The sequence below is a fragment of the Streptomyces sp. NPDC107581 genome (assembly GCF_055657175.1).
The window spans coordinates 558,135-578,413 of the sequence record NZ_JBVKBH010000005.1 but is presented as its reverse complement, the minus strand read 5'-3'; the positions used below and the strand labels follow the sequence as shown (position 1 = coordinate 578,413).

General features: G+C 72.3%; 14 protein-coding genes. 9 read left to right on the top strand and 5 right to left on the bottom strand.

All coding sequences use genetic code 11. The annotated features are described in order from the left end of the window. The first annotated feature begins 173 nt into the window (after positions 1–173). From ACZ7P3_RS15840 to ACZ7P3_RS15830, 3 genes are read left to right on the top strand one after another with little or no spacing between them, the layout of a single operon-like run. On the top strand, positions 174–1,403 hold the full coding sequence (locus ACZ7P3_RS15840; protein ID WP_472081829.1) for a cytochrome P450: 1,230 nt from the start codon (positions 174–176) through the stop codon (positions 1,401–1,403). A 12-nt stretch (positions 1,404–1,415) separates the two neighbouring features. Then, on the top strand, positions 1,416–1,616 hold the full coding sequence (locus ACZ7P3_RS15835) for a ferredoxin (RefSeq protein ID WP_472081827.1): 201 nt from the start codon (positions 1,416–1,418) through the stop codon (positions 1,614–1,616). Positions 1,617–1,662: 46 nt separating this feature from the next. Next, positions 1,663–2,196: a flavoprotein gene (locus ACZ7P3_RS15830; protein ID WP_472081825.1), complete on the top strand. Its 534-nt coding sequence runs from the start codon at positions 1,663–1,665 to the stop codon at positions 2,194–2,196. A 15-nt stretch (positions 2,197–2,211) separates the two neighbouring features. Here ACZ7P3_RS15830 and ACZ7P3_RS15825 read toward each other — a convergent pair whose 3' ends face one another. After that, positions 2,212–3,009 carry an endo alpha-1,4 polygalactosaminidase gene (locus tag ACZ7P3_RS15825; RefSeq protein ID WP_472081823.1) on the bottom strand — a complete coding sequence of 266 codons (798 nt, stop codon included), beginning with the start codon at positions 3,007–3,009 and terminating at the stop codon, positions 2,212–2,214. A 290-nt stretch (positions 3,010–3,299) separates the two neighbouring features. Here ACZ7P3_RS15825 and ACZ7P3_RS15820 point away from each other — a divergent pair, with 290 nt between their 5' ends. Continuing rightward, entirely contained in the window at positions 3,300–4,268 is a 969-nt protein-coding gene (locus ACZ7P3_RS15820) for an aldo/keto reductase (protein WP_472081821.1), read from the top strand. Between the two features lie 385 nt (positions 4,269–4,653). After that, on the top strand, positions 4,654–6,501 hold the full coding sequence (locus ACZ7P3_RS15815; protein WP_472081819.1) for an RICIN domain-containing protein: 1,848 nt from the start codon (positions 4,654–4,656) through the stop codon (positions 6,499–6,501). A gap of 185 nt (positions 6,502–6,686) precedes the next feature. On the opposite strand, the gene ACZ7P3_RS15810 is transcribed toward ACZ7P3_RS15815, so the two are convergent. The 3 genes from ACZ7P3_RS15810 to ACZ7P3_RS15800 form a co-directional block, all read right to left on the bottom strand. Further along, positions 6,687–7,925, bottom strand: a complete 1,239-nt coding sequence (locus tag ACZ7P3_RS15810) for a polysaccharide deacetylase family protein (RefSeq protein WP_472081818.1) — start codon at positions 7,923–7,925, stop codon at positions 6,687–6,689. 191 nt (positions 7,926–8,116) lie between these two features. Next, entirely contained in the window at positions 8,117–8,842 is a 726-nt protein-coding gene (locus tag ACZ7P3_RS15805) for a DUF4232 domain-containing protein (protein ID WP_472081816.1), read from the bottom strand. Between the two features lie 473 nt (positions 8,843–9,315). Further along, positions 9,316–10,707, bottom strand: a complete 1,392-nt coding sequence (locus ACZ7P3_RS15800) for a serine/threonine-protein kinase (RefSeq protein WP_472081814.1) — start codon at positions 10,705–10,707, stop codon at positions 9,316–9,318. Positions 10,708–10,754: 47 nt separating this feature from the next. On the opposite strand from ACZ7P3_RS15800, the gene ACZ7P3_RS15795 reads away from it, so the two are divergent. Continuing rightward, positions 10,755–11,303, top strand: coding sequence for an RNA polymerase sigma factor (locus tag ACZ7P3_RS15795; protein WP_472081812.1), 549 nt, complete (start codon positions 10,755–10,757; stop codon positions 11,301–11,303). Here ACZ7P3_RS15795 and ACZ7P3_RS15790 read toward each other — a convergent pair. Continuing rightward, positions 11,297–13,684 (bottom strand): SpoIIE family protein phosphatase, encoded by a 2,388-nt coding sequence (locus ACZ7P3_RS15790; RefSeq protein WP_472081811.1) that lies wholly within the window; start codon positions 13,682–13,684, stop codon positions 11,297–11,299. The genes ACZ7P3_RS15795 and ACZ7P3_RS15790 overlap by 7 nt on opposite strands. Positions 13,685–13,949: 265 nt before the next feature. Between ACZ7P3_RS15790 and ACZ7P3_RS15785 the strand changes: the two genes are divergently transcribed. The 3 genes from ACZ7P3_RS15785 (at position 13,950) to ACZ7P3_RS15775 (ending at position 20,181) form a co-directional block, all read left to right on the top strand. Further along, the gene (locus tag ACZ7P3_RS15785) at positions 13,950–17,048 is read left to right on the top strand and encodes a glycoside hydrolase family 2 TIM barrel-domain containing protein (RefSeq protein ID WP_472081809.1); all 3,099 of its coding nucleotides are present in this window, start codon (positions 13,950–13,952) and stop codon (positions 17,046–17,048) included. 253 nt (positions 17,049–17,301) lie between these two features. Continuing rightward, positions 17,302–18,051 (top strand): dienelactone hydrolase family protein, encoded by a 750-nt coding sequence (locus ACZ7P3_RS15780; protein WP_472081995.1) that lies wholly within the window; start codon positions 17,302–17,304, stop codon positions 18,049–18,051. Positions 18,052–18,666: 615 nt separating this feature from the next. Then, positions 18,667–20,181 carry a glycosyl hydrolase family 18 protein gene (locus tag ACZ7P3_RS15775; RefSeq protein WP_472081807.1) on the top strand — a complete coding sequence of 505 codons (1,515 nt, stop codon included), beginning with the start codon at positions 18,667–18,669 and terminating at the stop codon, positions 20,179–20,181. Positions 20,182–20,279 lie beyond the last annotated feature (98 nt).

Below are 20,279 nucleotides of genomic sequence, written 5' to 3'. Positions count from 1 at the left end.
GCCGCCGGTGCGCCGGCAACCGGATTTCGGCGCGTTCTCGCCCCTGGCGGCCACACTCCTCGGCCAGATCGCGCCCTTCACCGATCTGGCCGAACTTGTCGTGACCTCATAGATGCCTGGGGCATCTAATGAAGATCGGTACGACGCACTTCTTTCGTCTGCGAGGTCTTTCCATGACGGAACTGACGGACATCACCGGACCGGCCGCCTCGGCCGAACCCGTCGCCTTTCCCCAGGACCGCACCTGCCCCTACCACCCGCCCACCGGATACGCCCCCCTGCGCCAGGGGCGGGCCCTGTCCCGCGCCACCCTCTTCGACGGCCGCGAGGTGTGGCTGGTCACCAGCCACAGCGCCGCCCGCGCGCTGCTCGCCGACGCCCGCCTGTCCAGCGACCGGACCCGCCCCGGCTTTCCCGAGCCCACCGCCCGCTTCGCCGGCGTCCGTGACCGCCGGGTGGCCCTGCTCGGCGTCGACAATCCGCTGCACCAGACCCAGCGGCGGATGCTGGTGCCGTCCTTCACCGTCAGACGCGCGAGCGAACTGCGGCCCACGATCCAGGAGACCGTCGACGGGCTGCTGGACGCGATGATCGAGCAGGGCCCGCCGGCCGAGCTGGTCTCCGCCTTCGCCCTGCCCGTGCCCTCCATGGTGATCTGCGGTCTGCTCGGCGTGCCGTACGCCGACCACGCGTTCTTCGAGGAGCAGTCCCGCAGGCTGCTGCGCGGTCCGGCGGCCGCCGACAGCCAGGACGCCCGCGACCAGCTGGAGGCCTACGTCGGCGGTCTGATCGACCGCAAGGCCCGGCAGTCCGGGCCCGAGGACGGGATCCTGGACGAGCTGGTCCACCACCAGCTCCGCGAGGGTGCGCTGGACCGGGCCGACGTGATCTCACTCGCCCTCATCCTGCTGGTCGCGGGCCATGAGACGACCTCCAACATGATCTCCCTGGGCACCTACACGCTGCTGCAGCACCCCGAGCGGCTGGCCGAGCTGCGTGCCGATCCCGCGCTGCTGCCCGCCGCGGTCGAGGAGCTGATGCGGATGCTGTCCATCGCGGAGGGCCTGCTGCGGGTGGCGACGGAGGACATCGAGGTCGAGGGCACCACCATCCGGACCGGCGACGGCGTGCTCTTCGCGACCTCGGTCATCAACCGCGACTCCGCCCGGTACGACGCCCCCGACAGCCTGGACTTCCACCGCTCGGCCCGCCACCACGTGGCGTTCGGCTTCGGCATCCACCAGTGCCTGGGGCAGAACCTGGCCCGCGCGGAACTGGAGATCGCCCTCGGCGCCCTGATCGAGCGCCTGCCCGGTCTGCGGCTGGCCGCCCCCGCCGAGGAGATCCCCTTCAAGCCCGGAGACACGATCCAGGGGATGCTGGAACTCCCCGTGACCTGGTAAGAGGCTCAGGCCATGCACATCGAGATCGACAAGGACGTCTGCATCGGCGCGGGTCAGTGCGCGCTGACCGCGCCGGGCGTGTTCACCCAGGACGACGACGGCTTCAGCATGCTGATCCCGGGCCGTGAGGACGGGGCGGGAGACCCGATGGTCCGGGAGGCGGCCCGCGCCTGCCCGGTGAGCGCGATCACGGTGACGGACGCCGGCGGCTGACCCCCGCCCCTCGTCCCGGCCGCCGCCGCGTCAGTAGGGTGCCCGGATGACCGAACACGCCGGGAAGCCCTTCCTCTACGTCGTCGTCTGCGCGGCCGGGATCGCCGCCCAGGTCACCACGCTGATCGACGCCGCCCGGGAGCGGGGCTGGGAGGTCGGCGTGATCGCCACTCCGGTCGCGATGAACGGGTTCTTCGACACCGCCGCCGTCGAGGCGCGCACGGGCCGCCCCGTACGGTCGGCCTGGCGCTCCCCGGCCGACCCGCGCCCGTTCCCGCCGCCGGACGCCGTGGTGGTGGCACCCGCCACCTTCAACACCGTCAACAAGTGGGCCGCCGGCCTGGCCGACACCCTGGCCGTCGGCACCCTGTGCGAGGCCGCCGGACTGGGCGTCCCGATCGCCGTGCTGCCCTGCGTGGCCGACGCGCTCGCCGCCCACCCCGCGTACCGGGACAGCCTGGTCCGGCTGCGCGGGATGGGCGTCCGCTTCGGCGAGCCGTACTCCGGCCTGCCCGACGCGGACGGCGTGCGGCCGGAGTTCCCCTGGGAGCGGGCCCTGGAGCTGCTGGAGCGGCCCTGAGGCGCCGGGCAGGCGTCAGCGCACCTTGCGGACGTACTGCGCGCTGCCCGGCGTGGAGACGTGCACGTCCCGGCGGACGATGCTCAGCCGGGCGCCCCAGTGCGCGAGCGCCTTGCGCAGGCCGCTGTCGGTGTACTCGATGTCCACCACCCGGTCGTCGAACGCCTTGGCGTACACCCCGCATTCGTCGTACTGCCCGCACTCCTCCGCGACCGCGAAATCCAGCCCGGCCGCCTTCCGCTGCCCGGCCAGCTCCGCGGTGTTCTTCTGCCCGATGGCCAGGTGCCGGGCATGCGCGTGCCGGGACAGCAGCCGCATGAAGGCGGTCGCGTCGGCGGCGTCGAGCAGGTGCCGGGAGCGGGTGTAGCTGTCGTAGTTGTCGGGCTCGACGGCGTCGTAACCCTTCTTCGCGCAGCCGTCGATCCACCGGTTGACCCGCTCCGCCACGCGCTCGCGTTTGGCCGGGGTGCGCAGGTCGAGCAGCGGTTCGTTCCAGTCCTCGTCGATGACGGTCCTGCCGTCGGCGTCCCGCAGCAACAGGTCGGCGGGCCAGGAGGAGCGCTCCTCGGGCTGAGCCTGGAAGGCGTTGACGTAGCAGATGTTGTAGAGCCCGGGTGCCGGGGCGTCGGACCGGTCGCGGCTGACGATCCGGACACCGGCGGGCGGGGGATAGGAGCCGCCGATCTGGTAGTCGAAACCGGCATGGCGCGGCGGCAGGCGAACCGCGGCGGGCTTCGGTGACGTCTTTGCGCCGGTGCCGGCGGTATCGCAGCCCGTCAGCGCCGACGCGGCGACGGCCAAAGCGAACAGCATCGCGCCGACGCTCGTCCCGGGACCTGAGACGCGGGAAACACCCTCGGTGGGCACGTCCGCTCCATCAATCGCGGGTACGGCCCCGCCTCGGACCGGCGGGGCCGTCCTGGCGACTGGGGCCGGGCTGGGACCGTGGGTCCGACACCGGCTGGGCGCACCTCTGGGTGCCCGCCGGGCCGGCGCGGCACGTCTCAGGATCCAAGCGTCCGCCCGATCCGCAGTCAAGTCGGCCTCCGGGCAACCCGTACGCTCCGAAGAGACCATCGCCCCTGAAGGCAGGAGCAGCAACGATGCAGTACGTGAAGCTCGGTTCGACGGGCCTGGACGTGTCGCGGATCTGTCTGGGCTGTATGACCTACGGCCTGCCCGACCGCGGAAAGCACGAGTGGACGCTCGACGAGGAGGCGTCCCGTCCGCTCGTCCGGCAGGCGCTGGAGGCGGGCATCAACTTCTTCGACACCGCCAACGTCTACTCCGACGGCAGCAGCGAGGAGATCGTCGGCAAGGCCCTGCGCGACTTCGCCGACCGCGACGAGATCGTGCTCGCCACCAAGGTGCACGGCCGGATGCGGCCGGGCCCGAACGGGGCCGGACTGTCCCGCAAGGCCATCCTGTCCGAGATCGACCACAGCCTGCGCCGCCTCGGCACCGACTACGTGGACCTCTACCAGATCCACCGCTACGACCACGCCACCCCCGTCGAGGAGACGATGGAGGCGCTGCACGACCTGGTCAAGGCGGGCAAGGTGCGCTACATCGGGGCGAGTTCGATGTACGCCTGGGAGTTCTCCAAGGCCCAGTACACGGCCGAGCGGCACGGCTGGACCAAGTTCGTCTCCATGCAGAACCACTACAACCTGCTCTACCGCGAGGAGGAGCGGGAGATGCTGCCGCTCTGCGCGGACCAGGGCGTGAGCGTGCTGCCGTGGAGCCCGCTCGCCCGCGGCCGGCTCACCCGCGACTGGGGCACCGTCACCGAGCGAAGCGCCCATGACGACTTCGGCAGCCGCCTCTACCTGGAGAGCGACCGCTCCATCGTCGAGGCCGTCACCCGCATCGCCGGCGACCGCGGCATCCCGCGCGCCCAGGTCGCCCTCGCCTGGCTGCTGCACCAGGACACGGTGGCCGCTCCGATCGTCGGCGCCGGCCGGCCCGGGCACCTCGAGGACGCGGTGGCAGCGGTGGAACTCCAGTTGAGCGACAAGGAGATCGAGCAGCTGGAGGAGCCTTACACCTCGCGCGCGATCAGCGGCCACTGACGGCCCGGTGCCGGTCCGTGCGGCGTGAACTCCGCGCCGCACGGACCGGCACCCTCGCTCCGCGGCAGCGTTCCGACGGGCGCATATCGGGCGGGTGAACGGCCTTAATACACCGGCATTGGCCGTCATTGACAAGAAGTCAAAAACAACGCCCGCCACATGCAATGTTCAGGATTGAGGGACGTCTTGTTCCGTCCTGCCCGCCTGTGCAAAAGTGTGCGCTGTCGGCGTGCGGGCAATTACATTTCCGCTGCATGCGCCAGGTCTCCCGCGGACGCCCCCACGCTTCAAAAGAGCTGTCCAGGCGTACGTCCGAGAGGCCGAATCCCGGCCTATACCCTTTGGTATGGACCAATTCTCGTGATGTGTCTGGAGGAATGCAGCCGTGCATGACGCAGGCTCGTCGGATTCCGTTCCCACCGCCCCCCGGTTCGATGTCTCGGACGCGCAACTGAGTGCCGAACTGAAGAAGTGGACGGGATCGACACCCGCCCTCCATCCGGTCGGCGAACTCCTGGACCGGCACTGGGAAGCGGCGTTCGCCTATGCGCGGCTGTGCACCGACGGGCCACGCGCCGCCGGCATGCTCACCACCGCCGCCTTCACCCGGCTGTTCGGCGAGTCCCTCAGGCAGGGAGGCCCGTCCGCCGCATGGCGGCCGCACCTGCTGGTCACCGTCCGCCGGATCGCGGCCGAGTGGGACGGCGACGGCCGTCAGGAGCTGCTGGCCCCCGCCCTGCGGCCGGACCCCGCCACCGGGGAACGCGCGGCGGCCCGGCTGCTGCCGCCCTCCGGCCGACGGTTGCTGTCCCGGGCGTTCCAGCGGCTGCCCCAGTCCTCCCGCGCCGTGCTGTGGCACGCCGAGGCCGAGGCCGAGCCCCTCGCCGGCTTCGCCGCGCTGCTGGGCCTGGACGAGGAGGAGACCCGGATCGAACTGCGCCGCGCCCGGGAACGGCTGCGTGAGGAGTGCCTCCAGGCCCACCGCGAACTCGCCCCCGAGGACGAGTGCCAGCGCTATCTGCGCATGCTCGACGTGACCTTCCGGCGCCGGGGCGTCGACATCGACCCGGACCTCGACCAGCACCTGGCCGGCTGCCGGCACTGCTCGCAGACCGCCGATCAGCTGGCACAGTTCAACGCGGGACTCGGCCTCGCGCTCGCCGAGGCGGTCCTCGGCTGGGGCGCCCGCGCCTACCTGGATTCCCGGGCGGCCCGTACCGAGGAGAGCGCCGCCCCGGCGCCCGCACCGATGCCCGCCGCGCCCCCGGGCGGCGAGGCCTTCACCCCCACGGCACCGGCACCGGCGCCGGCCCCCCGGACCTCCGCCACCCCCACCGCGCCCGGCTCCTCCCGCCGTTCCGCGCACCGGGCCGCCCGCCGTGCCCGCCGCCGCAACCTGACCCTGGCCGTCGCCACCGTCACCGGCCTGGTCGTCCTGCCGCTGGTGCTGTGGTCGGTCCTCGGGACGGACCACGACCACGCCCCGGCCCCTGGCGGCAAGGCCTCCCGGGCGCCCGGCAAGGACTCCGCTACACCGCAGCCGTCCTGGGCCGCGGCGAACGGGAAGGCTCAGGGCGCGCTGCACGGCCGGCTGCACAATCTCGCCTCGGGCCTGTGCGTGGGCGTCGTCGGCAAGAAGGCCGTCGAAGGCGCGGAGACCGAACTCGCCGCCTGTTCCTCGGTGGCGAGCCAGCAGTGGACGTACGAGACCGACGGACTGCTGCGCAACTCCTCCGCTCCGGACCTGTGCCTGGACTCCCACCTCGGCTACTCGGTCCGGCTGGCCCCCTGCACGGCCACCGGGAAGGCCGCCAGGGACATCCGCTACGACTTCACCCTCCAGGGCGCCCTCGTCCCCCGCTCGGACCAGGACCTGGCACTGACCCCGGCCGCGACCGACGGCTCCGGCGCCCTCGTCCTCAAGAACCGCACCGCGACCTCCGCGCAGCGCTGGGGCGTCGACACCGCCAAGCCCGACCTCCAGATGGAATTCGTCAACTGGGGCGCCGACACCGCCACAGCCCCGTTCGCGTCCCCGTCGACGAAGGTCGCCCCGAAGGCCTCGACGTCCTCGTCACCGGCGCCCACCCCGACAGCGTCCGCCTCCGGCCCCGCACCGTACGGCTCCGCCGGCCCCGACCGCTGCACGGTCCACGCGTACCACTGCGACCAGGACGGCGGCGGATACGGCGGCGGTGGCTACGGCGGCGGCACCAGGCGCCACCACCGCTGAGCGGCGGCCGGGTCGGCTGAAGAACCGTTGAGTGGGGGCCGGGTCGGTGGTGGAGCCGTTGAGTGGGGGCCAGAGTGGCGGTGGAGCCGTTGAGTGGCGGCCGGAGCGGCGGTGGAGCCGCTGAGCGGCGGCCGGGTCGGTGGTGGCACCGTACCCGGCGGAACCCGGCGGACGGCCGCGCAAGGCTACGAGGACGTGGTGCCCGCAGCGCCCAGGAACTCGTCCCACCCGCCGACCGGGGCCTGACCCGGTGAGAGGGTGCGCAGCTTGCGCAGCACCGCCTGGTCCTGCGCCTCCAGCCATGCCACGAGCTGCTTGAAGGACACGAACCGCACGTCGTCATGGCCCGCTATCCGGCCGATCGCCTCCTCGACGGCGTCCATGTATATGCCGCCGTTCCAGCGTTCGAAGTGGTTGCCGATGAAGAAGGGCGCGCGGTTGGTCTCGTACGCCCGCCGGAATCCGGCCAGGTAGGTGTCCCGGGCCTGGGCGCGCCAGGCGGCGAACTGGTTGCGGTCGCCCAGGGGGTTGCCACCGGACTGGTTGAACATCATGTTGTAGTCCATCGACAGCACCTGGAAGGCGTGGCCGGAGAACGGTATGGACTGCAGCGGGAAGTCCCAGATCCGGCCGCCCTGCACCTTGCCCGGCCAGATCTGCAGTCCGCCGGGGGAACTGGCGTCGTACTTCCAGCCGAGCGCGGCCGCGGTGGGCAGCAGGTTCGTCTGGCCCTCGAGACAGGGGGTGCGGCCGCCGATCAGCTCCTTGCGGTAGTCGAACGGCAGGGGCTCGAGGTCGGTGAAACCGGTGTTCGTCTTCCACTTCGTGACGAAGTCGACCGCCTGGTCGATCTCGCTGCGCCACTCGGCCGACGACCAGTTGCGTACGCCGGTCGCGCCGCAGAAGTGGCCGTTGAAGTGGGTGCCGATCTCGTGCCCCTCCAGCCAGGCGGCCCGCACCTGCTGGAGCGTGGCGTGGATGTGCCGGTCGGCGAGGTAGCCGATCGCGGACGCGCCGACCGGGTGCTGCGGCGGCCGGTAGAGGTTCTTCTTGGCCTCGGGCAGCGTGTAGATGCCGCTGAGGAAGAAGGTCATCTTGGCGCCGTGGTCGGACGCGACCTTGCGGAACCGGGAGAACAGGTTGTTGCTCAGCTCGCCGGCGCCGTCCCAGGAGAACACCACGAACTGCGGGGGCTTCTGGCCCGGCTTCAGCCGGGCCGGCGTCGGCTGGTGCGGCTGGGCGCCGGTGTCGGCGGTGGAGCCGTCGCCGATGGGCTTGGCCGGCCGGGCCTGCTCGGTGTCCTTGCCCGCGGGGTCCTTCCCGCCGACGGACAGGCCGCTGCCGGAGGAGCACGCGGACAGGGCTCCGAGGGCGCCTGCCGCCGCCCCCGCCGTCAGCACACGCCTGCGTGAGATGCCGCTCATCGTCTTCCCCGATTTCGTCGTCAGGGCTCCCTGCGGAGCCTTGGTGCTGTGAGGTCGACGGGTTCGATGAGGGGAGGGCGGGGAAAGATCGCGGCGGCCGGGACGTGTTGCCGTCCTGTGACATTTGTGGCGCGCTCATGACGAACCCCGCTGTCCGGATGCGGACAGCGGGGTTCGTCGAGGGGTTTCGGTCAGGCGCCGGTGCCGGGGCTGAACACCGACAGGAAGACGGACGAGGAGTTTCCGGACACGGGGACCGGGCCGGCCGTCCAGGCCACCTTCAGAGGGTCCCGCTCGTCGGGCGGGGTGATGACCAGCGTGGCCGGCGTACCCGTCTTGGCGCCGCTGATCTCCGGGTTGGAGAAGGTCAGCCCCGCCCAGGCGCTCTGGCCGGGCTTCAGCGTGACCGTCGCGGGCGAGCCCGACTCCCGCTTGGGGTCCGGGCCGAGCTGGCTGCCCGAGGCGTTCACGAACGCGGCGCCCGGGAAGCCGCGCAGGGTGCAGGTCCGGGCGGACTTGTTGGTGAGCACGACCGGGAAGTTCTCCTGGCCGGCGCCCGGGTTGTTACGGCCGACGGACGCCCGCAGCTCGGAGGTGTGACACCGGCCGCCGGCGCTGCCGGCCTGGGTGCCGGTGGCCGAGGAGGTGCCGGCGGCCGAGGAGGCCGGCGACTTCGGGGTGGCGGACGAGGCGCCGGTGGTCGCGGTCGTGTCCGTGCCGGACCCGGCCGACGAGGAAGAGGACGACGACGAGGACGACGACGCCGAACCGGTGCCGGTCGCCGGCGCGGCCGTGCCGGACACCGAGCGCGGACCGCCGCCCGCCTGATCGTTGCCGCAGGCGGTCAGCAGACCCAGTACGGCGATCGCGCTCGCGAGCAGGGCCCCGCGCTGCAAGGACTGGGACAGGTGCGCCATGGCTTTCCACACTCCTGGATGATCACGGCACGCACATCGGGCGCGCCTCCGGCGCTCACTGCGCCTTCATCAGGTTCCGATGCCCGGACCGCGGGAAAAGTTCGCGTACTGTGCGCCTTTTCAGCGGATGGCACGCCGTTTTGGCCGAATCTTTACCGTTGGCCGGTGTTGTGGGCCGGCGACCGGGAGACCGTCGGCCCGGTGATCCGGGGCCGTTGTCGATGGTGCAGGCAGGTCGTCCGGGTCCGTCGTCCTGTGGTGCGGGTCGGGTGGTCCGGGTCCGTCGTCCTGTGGTGCGGGTCGGGTGGTCCGGGTCCGTCGTCCTGTGGTGCGGGTCGGGTCGTCCGGGTCCGTCGTCCCGTGGTGCGGGTCGGGTGATCAGGCTCCGTCGTCCTGTGGTGCGGGTCGGGTATTCAGGGTCCGTCGTCCCGTGGTGCGGTCGGTGGTCCGGGTCCGTCGGCCGGGGTTGTGGGTCAGGTGACCCGGAGCGAGCGGAGTATGTCCTGGGTCGCGGAGTCGCCGTCGCTCTCGCGCACCTGCACATAGACCTGCGGGGTCGTCGAGCCCTTCGCGGGACGCAGCGCCGCCTCCGTGACCGAGGCGCCGTCCGGGCAGCCGGTCCAGGTCCGGGTGCTGCCCTGCCAGCCGGCGCCGGTGAAGGACCGGCTGCCGGTGTAGTGGCAGCCGGCATGGGTGAGGGCGGCCACCCGGGCGGCGACGTCGCCGTGCTCGCTGACGCCGACGAACACACCGTCGACCGTCACGCTCAGGTCGGACCACTTCGCCATGTCGTCGGCGACGACCAGACCGGGCTCGTGCCCCGCGGGCAGTCCGAGCGCGTGCGGGTCCCAGCCGGAGTCGCGCACCTCGCGGGCCCAGCCCGCGGGCACCTCGACGGCGACCCGGCCGGTGGAGTCCTTCACCGTCGCCGTCGCGTCGCCGCCGGACCGGTGGAGCACCAGCGTCACGGTGGCCGCCGCCACCGCGGCGGCGAGCACCGCGGCCAGGGACAGCGTCACCACGTTGAGCCGGCCCCGGACGGCGTCGAGCCGCCGGTCCGGGCGGGCGCCGTGGCAGGCCGCCGCGAGCCGCTCCAGCTCGGCCGCGAACGCCTGCGCCCCGGGCCAGCGCCGCTCCCGGTCCGGCTCCAGGGCCCGCAGCAGCGCCCGCTCGATGTCCTCGCCGAGGTCCGGCCGCAGCCGCCTGGGCGGGACGACCTTGCCCGGCGGGCCCGGCACGGTCCCGGTCAGCAGTTCGTAGCCGACCGCGCCCAGGCTGTAGACGTCGGCGCGTTCGTCGATGCCCTCCCCGGGCTCGGCCTGCTCCGGCGGCTGGTAGCCCGCCGAGCCCGCCGCCAGGGTGAGCACCGAGGCCTGCGCGAGGCTCTTGGCGAGGCCGAGGTCGGCCAGCAGCACCCGCCGCTCGCCGTCGGGAGCGGTGTGCAGCAGCACGTTGGTCGGCTTGATGTCGCGGTGCACGATGCCCGCCTCGTGCAGTGCGGCGGCGCTCCGCGCGGCCAGCGCCGTCAGCGTCAGCGCCTGGGGCACCGGCAGCGGTCCGGCGGTGAGCAGATCGGCGAGGGTGCCGCCGTCGGCGTACTCCATCACGAAGTACGGCCTGCCGTCGGGCAGTTCGCCGATGTCGTAGACCTGGACCACCCGGCTGGAGCCGGCCCGGCGCAGCAGCCGCGCCTCGGACAGGAAGCGCTCCCGGATGTCGAGCCGGTGGGCCCAGTTCTCGGCGAGGACCTTCACTGCCACGGGAGCCTGCAGCTCGTCGTCCTGGGCGAGCCACACCGTGGCGAAGGCACCGGAACCCAGACGTCGTTCGAGGCGGTAGCGGCCGATCCGCTCGAGGGAGTGCATAGGACTATCATGCCTGGTCTGAGATCGACTCCGAGGGGGACCCTGACGTGCAGGACGTGCCGACGGCCGAGGACCTTGCCCGGCGCGCCGCGGCAGGCGACCGAGCGGCCCTGGACCGGCTGCTGGCCGAGCTGTGGCCCGAGGTGGTGCGCCGCTGCGGACGCTTCCTGCCGTGCCGGGAGGACGCCGAGGAGGCCGCCCAGGACGTGCTGCTCCAGGTGGCCCGGCACATCTCCTCCTTCGAGGGCCGCAGCCGCTTCAGCACCTGGCTGTACACGGTCGTCGCCAACTGCTGCCGGCAGAAGTACCGCGAGCTGAAGCGGCGGGCCGCCGAGCAGCCCGTGGCCGTCCAGCCCGTCGAGCACATCGACCCGCGCACCACCAGCGTCATCGCGGGCTCCCGGATCGATCTGCTGGAGGCCCTGGACCGGCTGGAGCGCGAGTATCCGCACCTGGTCGCGCCCCTGGTCTACCGGGACATCTGCCAGCTGGAGTACGCCGAGGTCGCCGAGCGCGTCGGCATCCCGCTGGGCACCCTCAAGTCCCGGCTGCACGAGGCCCGCAAGCAGGTGCGGCCCTGGCTGCGGGGCTACTGATCCCCGGCCTGCTCCAGCAGTGCCAGTTCCGCCCAGATCGTCTTGCCCTCCGCGGTGTGCCGGCTGCCCCAGCGCTGGGTGAGCTGGGCGACCAGCAGCAGCCCGCGGCCGCCCTCGTCGAAGGTCTTGGCGCGCCTCAGGTGCGGGGCGGTGTGGCTGGTGTCGGAGACCTCGACGATCAGCGTGGCCGCGTCATGGATCAGCCGCAGCCGTATGGGGCGGGCGCCGTACCGGATCGCGTTGGTGACCAGCTCGCTCACCACCAGCTCCGCCGTGAACGCGATCTCGCTCAGCGCCCAGCGCTCCAGCTGCTCCACGACCTGCTTGCGGACCGGCGCGACCAGTGCCGGGTCGGCGGGGATGTCCCAGGTCGTCACCTGGGAGGCGGCCAGCCCCCGGGTGCGGGCCAGCAGCAGCGCCACGTCGTCGGCGGCCCCGCCCGGCGGCAGCAGCGTGTGCAGGACGCGGTCGCAGGTCTCGTCCAGGGAGTCCGCGTACGGCGCGAGCGCCTGGAAGAGCAGCGCCCGGCCGGCGCTCCCGGCCCGCTCACCGGACAGCATCAGACCGTCCGTGTAGAGGGCGAGGACGGTGCCCTCGGGCAGCTCCATCTCGGCCGACTCGAAGGGCAGTCCGCCCAGGCCGAGCGGGGGACCGACGGGCAGGTCCAGCTGGCGGGGCTCGCCGCCCGGCTCCAGCACCACGGGCGGCGGATGCCCGGCCCTGGCGAGCGCACAGCGCCGTGACACCGGGTCGTAGACGGCGTACAGACAGGTGGCGCCGACCTCGCCGGGACTGCCGTCGCCACCGGACTCCTCCGAGAGCCGCACCACCAGGTCGTCGAGGTGGGTGAGCAGCTCGTCCGGGGCCAGGTCGATGTCGGCGAGGGTCCGTACGGCGGTGCGCAGCCGGCCCATGGTGGCCGAGGCCTGGACGCCGTGCCCGACGACGTCCCCGACCACCATCGCGACCCGCATCCCGGACAGCGGGATCACGTCGAACCAGTCGCCGCCCACTCCCGCCCGGGCCGCCGGCAGATAGCGGGAGGAGGCGTCCAGGGCGGCGGTGCGCGGGAGTGTGCGGGGCAGCAGGCTGCGCTGCAGGGCGAGGGCGGTGTCGCGCTCGCGGGAGTAGCGGCGGGCGTTGTCGATGCAGACCGCGGCGCGTGCGGTGATCTCCTCGGCGAGCAGCATGTCGTCGTCGGTGAACGGATCCGGGCGGCGGTGCCGGGTGAGGACCGCGACCCCGAGGGTCAGTCCGCGCGCCTGGATCGGCACCGACATCGAGGCGTGGATGCCGAACTCGCGCACCCGCTCACCGCGCGAGGAGCTCCAGCTCAGCCATTTGGCCATGTCGCCCTTGGTCACCGTGCCCCGGATGGTGCGGCCGGCGACCAGCGAGTCGGCCTGCGGGGAGATGGCCGGATACACCTCGACCTGCCCGGGCTCGGCCACCGCCTCCGGAATGCCCTCGAGGACCGACTGGTGGGCGACCCGGCGCAGGTTCAGCGGTGCGGTGAGGGTGGCCGGGGGCTCGCCGCCGTACTCCTCCGGGTCCAGCAGGTCGATGGTGACGAAGTCGGCGAGCGCGGGCACGCACACGTCCGCGAGTTCCTGCGCCGTCCGGGTGACGTCCAGGGTCGAGCCGATGCGCACGCTCGCCTCGTTCACCAGCTGCAGCCGCTGCCGGGAGCGGTAGCTGTCGGTGACGTCGTGTGCGGCCAGGCAGACGCCCCGCACCCGCCCCTCGGCATCGGTGACCGGCGCCATCCTGGCCAGCCAGGCGTGCGCCCGCTCGTCGCCGCCGGTGCGCATGGACGTCTGGAAGTCCAGCGGCCGGCCGGTGCCGAGCACCCGGAGCATGCTCTGCTCCAGCTCCTCGCTCTGCGGCTTGCCGCCGATCTCCGAGATCCTGAGACCGCGCAGACGCTCCTCGGGCAGGCCGATCACCTCGGCCATCGCCTCGTTCATCCGGCGCAGGCGCAGCGCGTCGTCGTACACGGCGACCGCGCACGGCGACTGGATCAGGCCGGCCCGCTCGAGCGGATCGTCGGGGGCGTGCGGGGCCCGGCCGGTCAGCGGGGTGACCACCAGCCAGCGGGCGCCGTGCCCGTCGCCGGGCGGCCGGTGGTGGGCGAGCAGCCACACCGAGACCGTACGGCCGTCCCGGTGGCGCAGGTCGACCGTCCCCTCCCAGCGCACACCGCCGGGCGCGCCAGGAGGGCCGTCCCCGGCCAGCAGACGGGCCGCGGAGCGGCCCACGACGGCGTCGGCCGGGTGGCCGAGCAGGCGCCGCGCGCCCTCGTTCCACTCCACCAGTGTTCCGTCGTCGTCGATGACAGCCCGGGCCGTCGCCGCATCGTCGAACGGATAGACCCGGCTCATCGTCGCCGCTCCCAAGCGCACACTCACAGTGAACAGGTGGCACCACTTCCGTTCCAGCGTAGTGCGTCGCGCACGTCCGTGAACCGCAACCCCCGGTGACCGGGTCGACCGGTCGAACACGGTCAAGGGGGAATTCCGGCCGTTCCGACACGCGGAGCAGGTGCGCGTACCCGAACTCTTGACGGTCGTGAGTGGCGGACCGTCAGAATCTGTTTGTTCACGATCAGTTGTGAGTACTTCTGGGCCTTGATGAGGGAGAGCCGCCATGACGGTCACTCGCAGATCGGTTCTGGTCGCAGCCACGGCAGTGCCTGCGGCCGGAGCGCTCCTGGACGGCGCCGGCGGCGGCGCGGCCATGGCCGCCGAGCCGTCCGCCGTCGACGGGGGACGCCGTACCGTCCCGCTGCGGGACGGCTGGCGCTTCGCGCCGGCCGACCCGGGCGGCATCGGCGACCCGACCGGCGCCCACGCGCAGGCCGCCGAGCCGGGATACGACGACTCGGCCTGGCGCGAGGTCGCCGTCCCGCACGACTGGAGCATCGAGCAGACCCCCACGACGGATCACGGCACCACCAGCGGCACCGGCTTCTTCCCGGGCGGCCTCGGCTGGTACCGGCTGACCTTCACCCTGCCGCCCGGCTGCGCCGGCCGGCGGATCTCGGTGGAGTTCGACGGCGTCTACATGGACTCCTACGTGTACTGCAACGGCACCGAGGCCGGACACCACCCCTACGGCTACACCGGTTTCGCCCTCGACCTCACCGGCCTGGTGCACACCGACGGCAGCACACCGAACGTCCTCGCGGTCAAGGTCCGCAACCAGCTGCCCAGCAGCCGCTGGTACTCGGGCAGCGGCATCTACCGCGAGGCCCGCCTGGTGATCACCGAGCCCGTGCACGTGGCCCGCTGGGGCACCTGCGTCACCACACCGGACGTCACCGCCGGGCGCGCCCTGGTGCGGGTGCGGACCACCGTCGTCGACGAATCCGCCGCCGGCGCGGACGTGCAGGTCCTGTCCCGGATCACCGGACCCGACGGCCGCACGGCTGCCCGCACGTCCACCACCCTCGCCGTCTCCGGCCGGGCCACCGAGACCCACGAGCTGACCGTTCCCGAGCCGCGCCTGTGGGACGTCACCACGCCGGGGCACCGCTACACGCTGCACACCGAACTCCGGGTCGGCGGCCGCACCGTCGACACCTGTCCGACCCCCTTCGGTATCCGCACCTACCGCTTCGACCCCGACGAGGGCTTCTCGCTCAACGGCACCCCCGGCAAGATCAGGGGCGTCGACCTGCACCACGACCAGGGCGCCCTCGGCGCGGCGATCAGTATCGACGCGGTGCGCCGACAGATGACGATCATGAAGTCGATGGGCGTCAACGCCCTCCGCACCTCGCACAACCCGCCCTCGCCGCAGATGATCCAGGTCTGCGAGGAGCTGGGCATCGTGATGATGGTGGAGGCCTTCGACTGCTGGCGGACCGGGAAGACCAGGTACGACTACGGCCGGTTCTTCGACGAGTGGTGCGAGAAGGACGCCACCGAGATGGTGCTGGCCGCCCGCAACTCGCCCGCCGTCGTCCTGTGGTCCATCGGCAACGAGATCCCCGACTCGACCTCGACCGCCGGTCTCGCCATGGCCGACCGGATCATCGGCGCGATCAAGGCCGCCGACGACACCCGCCCCGTGGTCATCGGCTCGAACAAGTACCACGGCGTGCCCGCCCCCGGTTCCGCGGCCGACCGCATGCTCGCCAAGCTCGACGGCCTGGGCCTGAACTACAACACGGCCAAGTCGGTCGACGCCCTGCACGCCCTGTACCCCCACCTGTTCCTCTTCGAGTCCGAGTCCTCCTCGGAGACCTCGACCCGCGGTGCGTACCAGGAGCCGGAACACCTGAACACCGGTGAGAACCACGCACCGGGCCGACGGGAGACCTCCTCCTACGACAACAACCTCGCCTCCTGGACGATGAGCGGCGAGTACGGGCACAAGAAGGACCGGGACCGGAAGTGGTTCGCGGGGCAGTTCCTGTGGTCGGGCATCGACTACATCGGCGAGCCGACCCCGTACGACGTCTTCCCGGTGAAGTCGTCCTTCTTCGGCGCGGTCGACACGGCCGGCTTCCCGAAGGACATGTACCACCTGTTCAAGAGCCAGTGGACCACCGAGCCGATGGTCCATCTGCTGCCGATGAGCTGGAACCACGAGGAGGGCGACACGGTCGAGGTGTGGGCGTACGCCAATGTGCCGTCCGTCGAGCTGTTCCTGGACGGACGGTCCCTCGGGGTACGGGAGTTCGACGTCAAGAAGACCACCGACGGCCGCAGCTACCTGGAGACCACCGAGGCGACCGGCGACGACAGGACCTTCACCGACGGTCCCTACCCGGGCAGCTACACCAGTCCCAACGGCAGCGCGGGCAAGCTGCACCTGACGTGGAAGGTGCCGTACCGGCCGGGAGAGCTGAAGGCGGTGGCCCGGCGCGACGGCAGGGTGGTCGCCACCGACGTCCTGCGCACCGCCGGTGACCCGCACGCCGTGCGGCTCACCGCCGACCGCACGTCCCTGGCCGCCGACGGCCGTTCACTGGCCTTCGTGACCGCCGAGGTCGTGGACGCGCACGGCGTGGTCGTACCGGACGCCGGACACCTCATCGCCTTCGAGGTGACCGGCGGCTCCCTGGCCGGAGTAGACAACGGCCGTGAGGAGAGCGCCGAGCGCTACCAGGCGAGTACGAGGACCGCCTTCCACGGCAAGGCGCTCGCGATCGTCCGCTCCGGCGGCGAGTCGGGCACCCTGGAGGTCACGGCACGGGTGGACGGCCTGCGCACGGGCACGGTCGGCGTGCGCACCACACCGGCCCGCACGGCCGTCACCACCGCCGCGCCCCGCTTCGAGCCCGACCACCCGGCCGTCCCCGACCTCCCTCGTGCGGACGCCAGTTACTCGGGCCGCGAGGACACCCTGCCGGCCGCGATGCTGGACGGCGACCCGGCCACCGGCTGGTCGAACTCCTTCGCCAAGCCGGCCACGGCCCTGCTGCCCGCCTTCGACGGCGCCCGGCCGAAGGACTGGGTGGCGGTCGACTTCGGGCGCAGCCGCACGCTCGACCGGGTGGCGGTCTCGTTCACGGTCGACGGTACGCACTCCCTGCCCGCCGGGGCCGAGGTGGCGGTGTGGAACGGCCGTGCGTACGTGCCGGTGACGGGCGCGCGGACGGACTGGGCGACCGCCTCGGACAGCCCGACGGTGATCACCTTCGACGCGGTGCGCGGCTCACGCGTGCGCCTCATGCTCACCAGCGCCCGTCCGGGACAGACCGGGGGAGCACTGAGGATCAGCCGGCTCGACGTCTGAGCGGGCCGTCCGGGGTCCGTCCGGGGGATGGGTTCGGGGCCGCCCCCCGGCCGGACCTCGACGGGGTGTCATGGCCGGAACGCAGGGGCGGGTGTCGGTACCGAGGAGCGTCTTCGTCCAGGGCGTCCCCGAAATGGGCTTGACGGCACGGACCAGGGCGCTGATCGTGGGTCACCGCCGAGTTGATCTCTGATCGACCCCGACCCCGACAGGGGCTGTGCACCGGCACCAGCCCGAGAAAGGAAGATCCGCCATCCCCACCAAGACAGTGCAGATTCCCACCACGGACGGCCCGGCAGACGCTTTCGTCGCCTTACCCGACCAGGGCGAGCGGCACCCGGGAGTGCTGCTGTACATGGACGCCATCGGCCTGCGGCCCGAGTTGGAGCAGCGGGCCCGCGAACTGGCCGAGCACGGGTACTACGTGCTCGTCCCCAACGTCTACTACCGGCACGGCCCGGCACCCGTGGTCGAGCTTCCCGAGCACATCGGAGAGGAGATCCGACCCGCGGTCTTCGAGCGGCTGATGCCCCTGGTCGAGGCGCACACCACCGAACGCGCCCTGCGCGACGCCGACGCCTGTCTCAGGTTCCTCACCACCCGGCCCGAGGTCGGCGCCGGACCGGTCGCCGTGATCGGCTACTGCATGGGCGCCGTCCTGGCGATGCGCACCGCGGCGGCCCACCCCGACCAGGTGGCCGCCGTCGCCGTATTCCACCCGGGCTTCCTGGTCACCGACGCGCCCGACAGCCCGCACCGCCTCGTCCCCAAGGTCACCGCGCAGGTCCACCTCGGCCTCTCCGAGCACGACATGTCGCCCGAGGCCGTCGTCGAACTCAAGCGGGCCCTGGACGCCGCGGGCGTCGACCACACCTGCGAGATCTACCCCGGCACCGTCCACGGCTTCACCATGTCCGACACCGACGCCTTCAACCCGTCCGCGATGCAGCGCCACTGGGACCGTCTGCTCCCCCTCCTCGAGCGCACCCTGTCCGACGGCTGAGGCTCCGGCCCGGAAACCGACCGGGCCTGCTCGACGGCTTCGGCTCCGACCGGGCCTGATCGACGGCTTCGGCTCCGACCGGGCCTGCTCGACGGCTTCGGCTCCGACCGGGCCTGCTCGACGGCTTCGGCTCCGACCGGACCTGATCGACGGCTTGGGCTCCGACCGGACCTGATGCACGGCCGCGGAGTCGCCGGCTCGCACGCCGGCCGGACAGCGGCGGCCGGGATCCGGTGGCCGTAGGCACGCGCCATCTGCCGCCGCAACCCGTTCGCCGTGCTGGCGCGGCATCCGCATCACGGTCGCCGTGCTCGCATGGCACCGCAACCCGTTCGCCGTGCACGCGTGGCATCCGCATCACGGTCGCGGGCGAGGAACCCTCGCCCGCGATCCGCGTGAGCGCGTGTCCACCTCGCCGTGCCGGGTGCGGATTCCCCGCTTCCCGGTCATGGCACGGCAAAGGCCGGCCCTACGGCCGGACTCCTGGTGTCCCACCCCTTGACGGCCACATTGGTCCAGTCCAATCCTTGCGGAGGTTCCGCTCCGTAACGCCTGCCGGCCGGCCCGCGCTGCCCTGTGTTCCCCAACACCCCCATACTTTCCAGGAGTCAGAGCATGCTCCCGTTCCGCAGAACCATGACCGCGCTCGCGGCCGGCACCGGGTTGGCCCTCCTCTGTCTGGCCGGGGCCTCGGACGCCCAGGCGGCGAACACACCGCTGCCGGCCCATGTGTTCGCCCCCTACTTCGAGGCGTACAGCGGAGACAGCCCCGCCGCCCTGTCCTCGCAATCCGGCGCCAAGCACCTGTCCATGGCGTTCATCCAGGCGGCGACGAAGGGGTCCTGCACCGCGTACTGGAACGGCGACACCAGCCGGCCCCTCACCTCAGCCTCCTTCGGTAGCGACATCTCCGCCATCCAGGCCGCCGGAGGAGACGTGATCCCCTCCTTCGGCGGGTACACCGCCGACAACACGGGCACCGAGATCGCCGACAGCTGCACCGACGTCAACGCCATCGCGTCCGTCTACGAGAAGGTCGTCACGACCTACGGGGTCACTCGCATCGACCTGGACACCGAGGACAACTCGCTGACCGACAGCGCCGGGATCGACCGCCGCAACAAGGCCGTCGCCCAGGTGGAGGCATGGGCCGCGAGCAGCGGACGCACCGTGCAGTTCTCCTACACACTGCCCACGACCACCAGCGGCCTGACCGACGACGGGCTCGCCGTCCTGCGGAACGCGGTGCAGAACAAGGCCCGCGTGGACGTGGTCAACATCATGGCCTTCGACTACTACGACGGCGCCACGCACCAGATGGGCACCGACGCCGAGAACGCCGCCACCGGCCTGCACGGCCAGCTCGCCTCGCTCTACCCGGCGAAGACCGCCCAGCAGCTCTGGAACATGACCGGCATCACTCTCATGCCCGGCATCGACGACTACGGTGCCGCCGAGACCACGACCGTCGCCGACGCGAAGAACGTCGAGGCCTGGGCGACGGCCCGGGGGGTCGACACGCTCTCGTTCTGGGCACTCCAGCGTGACAACGGCGGCTGCCCCGGCACGGCGGGGTCCGACACCTGCTCGGGCATCAGCCAGGGCACCTGGGACTTCAGTCACGCGATGGAGCCCTTCACCGGCGGCGGCACGACCACACCGGCCGACGACTTCTCCCTCGCCCTGTCTCCCGCCGCCGCGAACGTCGCCCCGGGCGGCAGCGCCACGGCCACCGTGGCCACCGCGGTCACCTCCGGCAGCGCGCAGAAGGTGACGCTGGCCGCCACCGGCGCGCCCGGCGGGGTGACGCTGTCCTTCAGCCCTGCCTCGCTCACGGCGGGCGGCAGCGCGAAGCTGACGGCCACGGTCGCCTCGACGGCCGCCCCGGGAACCTACCCGATCACCGTCACGGGCACCGGCGTGTCGGCCGGACACAGCGCTGTGTACACGCTCACCGTCACCGGCTCCTCCGGCGGCGGCTGCACGGCCGCGCCCTGGAGCGGTTCCACCGTCTACACCGCAGGTGACACGGTCAGCTACAAGAACCACACCTGGGTGGCCAAGTGGTGGACCTACGGCGATGTCCCGGGCGGCAGCGCCGGCGTGTGGAGCGACAAGGGAACCTGCTGACCCCGCACAAGGCGGCGGGCTCTCGTCAGCAGGCAGCGAAGGCCCGCCGCCACACCGGGGACCCGCCCCCCTGCACGGTACGGCTCCGGGGCCCCGGT

Excerpts from the sequence above, each read along its gene's own strand:
- ACZ7P3_RS15840 (WP_472081829.1), top strand. The coding sequence starts at position 174 with ATGACGGAACTGACGGACATCACCGGACCGGCCGCCTCGGCCGAACCC.
- ACZ7P3_RS15830 (WP_472081825.1), top strand. The coding sequence starts at position 1,663 with ATGACCGAACACGCCGGGAAGCCCTTCCTCTACGTCGTCGTCTGCGCG.
- ACZ7P3_RS15835 (WP_472081827.1), top strand. The coding sequence starts at position 1,416 with ATGCACATCGAGATCGACAAGGACGTCTGCATCGGCGCGGGTCAGTGC.
- ACZ7P3_RS15825 (WP_472081823.1), bottom strand. The coding sequence starts at position 3,009 with ATGCTGTTCGCTTTGGCCGTCGCCGCGTCGGCGCTGACGGGCTGCGAT.
- ACZ7P3_RS15775 (WP_472081807.1), top strand. The coding sequence starts at position 18,667 with ATGCTCCCGTTCCGCAGAACCATGACCGCGCTCGCGGCCGGCACCGGG.
- ACZ7P3_RS15810 (WP_472081818.1), bottom strand. The coding sequence starts at position 7,925 with ATGAGCGGCATCTCACGCAGGCGTGTGCTGACGGCGGGGGCGGCGGCA.
- ACZ7P3_RS15805 (WP_472081816.1), bottom strand. The coding sequence starts at position 8,842 with ATGGCGCACCTGTCCCAGTCCTTGCAGCGCGGGGCCCTGCTCGCGAGC.
- ACZ7P3_RS15785 (WP_472081809.1), top strand. The coding sequence starts at position 13,950 with ATGACGGTCACTCGCAGATCGGTTCTGGTCGCAGCCACGGCAGTGCCT.
- ACZ7P3_RS15790 (WP_472081811.1), bottom strand. The coding sequence starts at position 13,684 with ATGAGCCGGGTCTATCCGTTCGACGATGCGGCGACGGCCCGGGCTGTC.
- ACZ7P3_RS15820 (WP_472081821.1), top strand. The coding sequence starts at position 3,300 with ATGCAGTACGTGAAGCTCGGTTCGACGGGCCTGGACGTGTCGCGGATC.
- ACZ7P3_RS15800 (WP_472081814.1), bottom strand. The coding sequence starts at position 10,707 with ATGCACTCCCTCGAGCGGATCGGCCGCTACCGCCTCGAACGACGTCTG.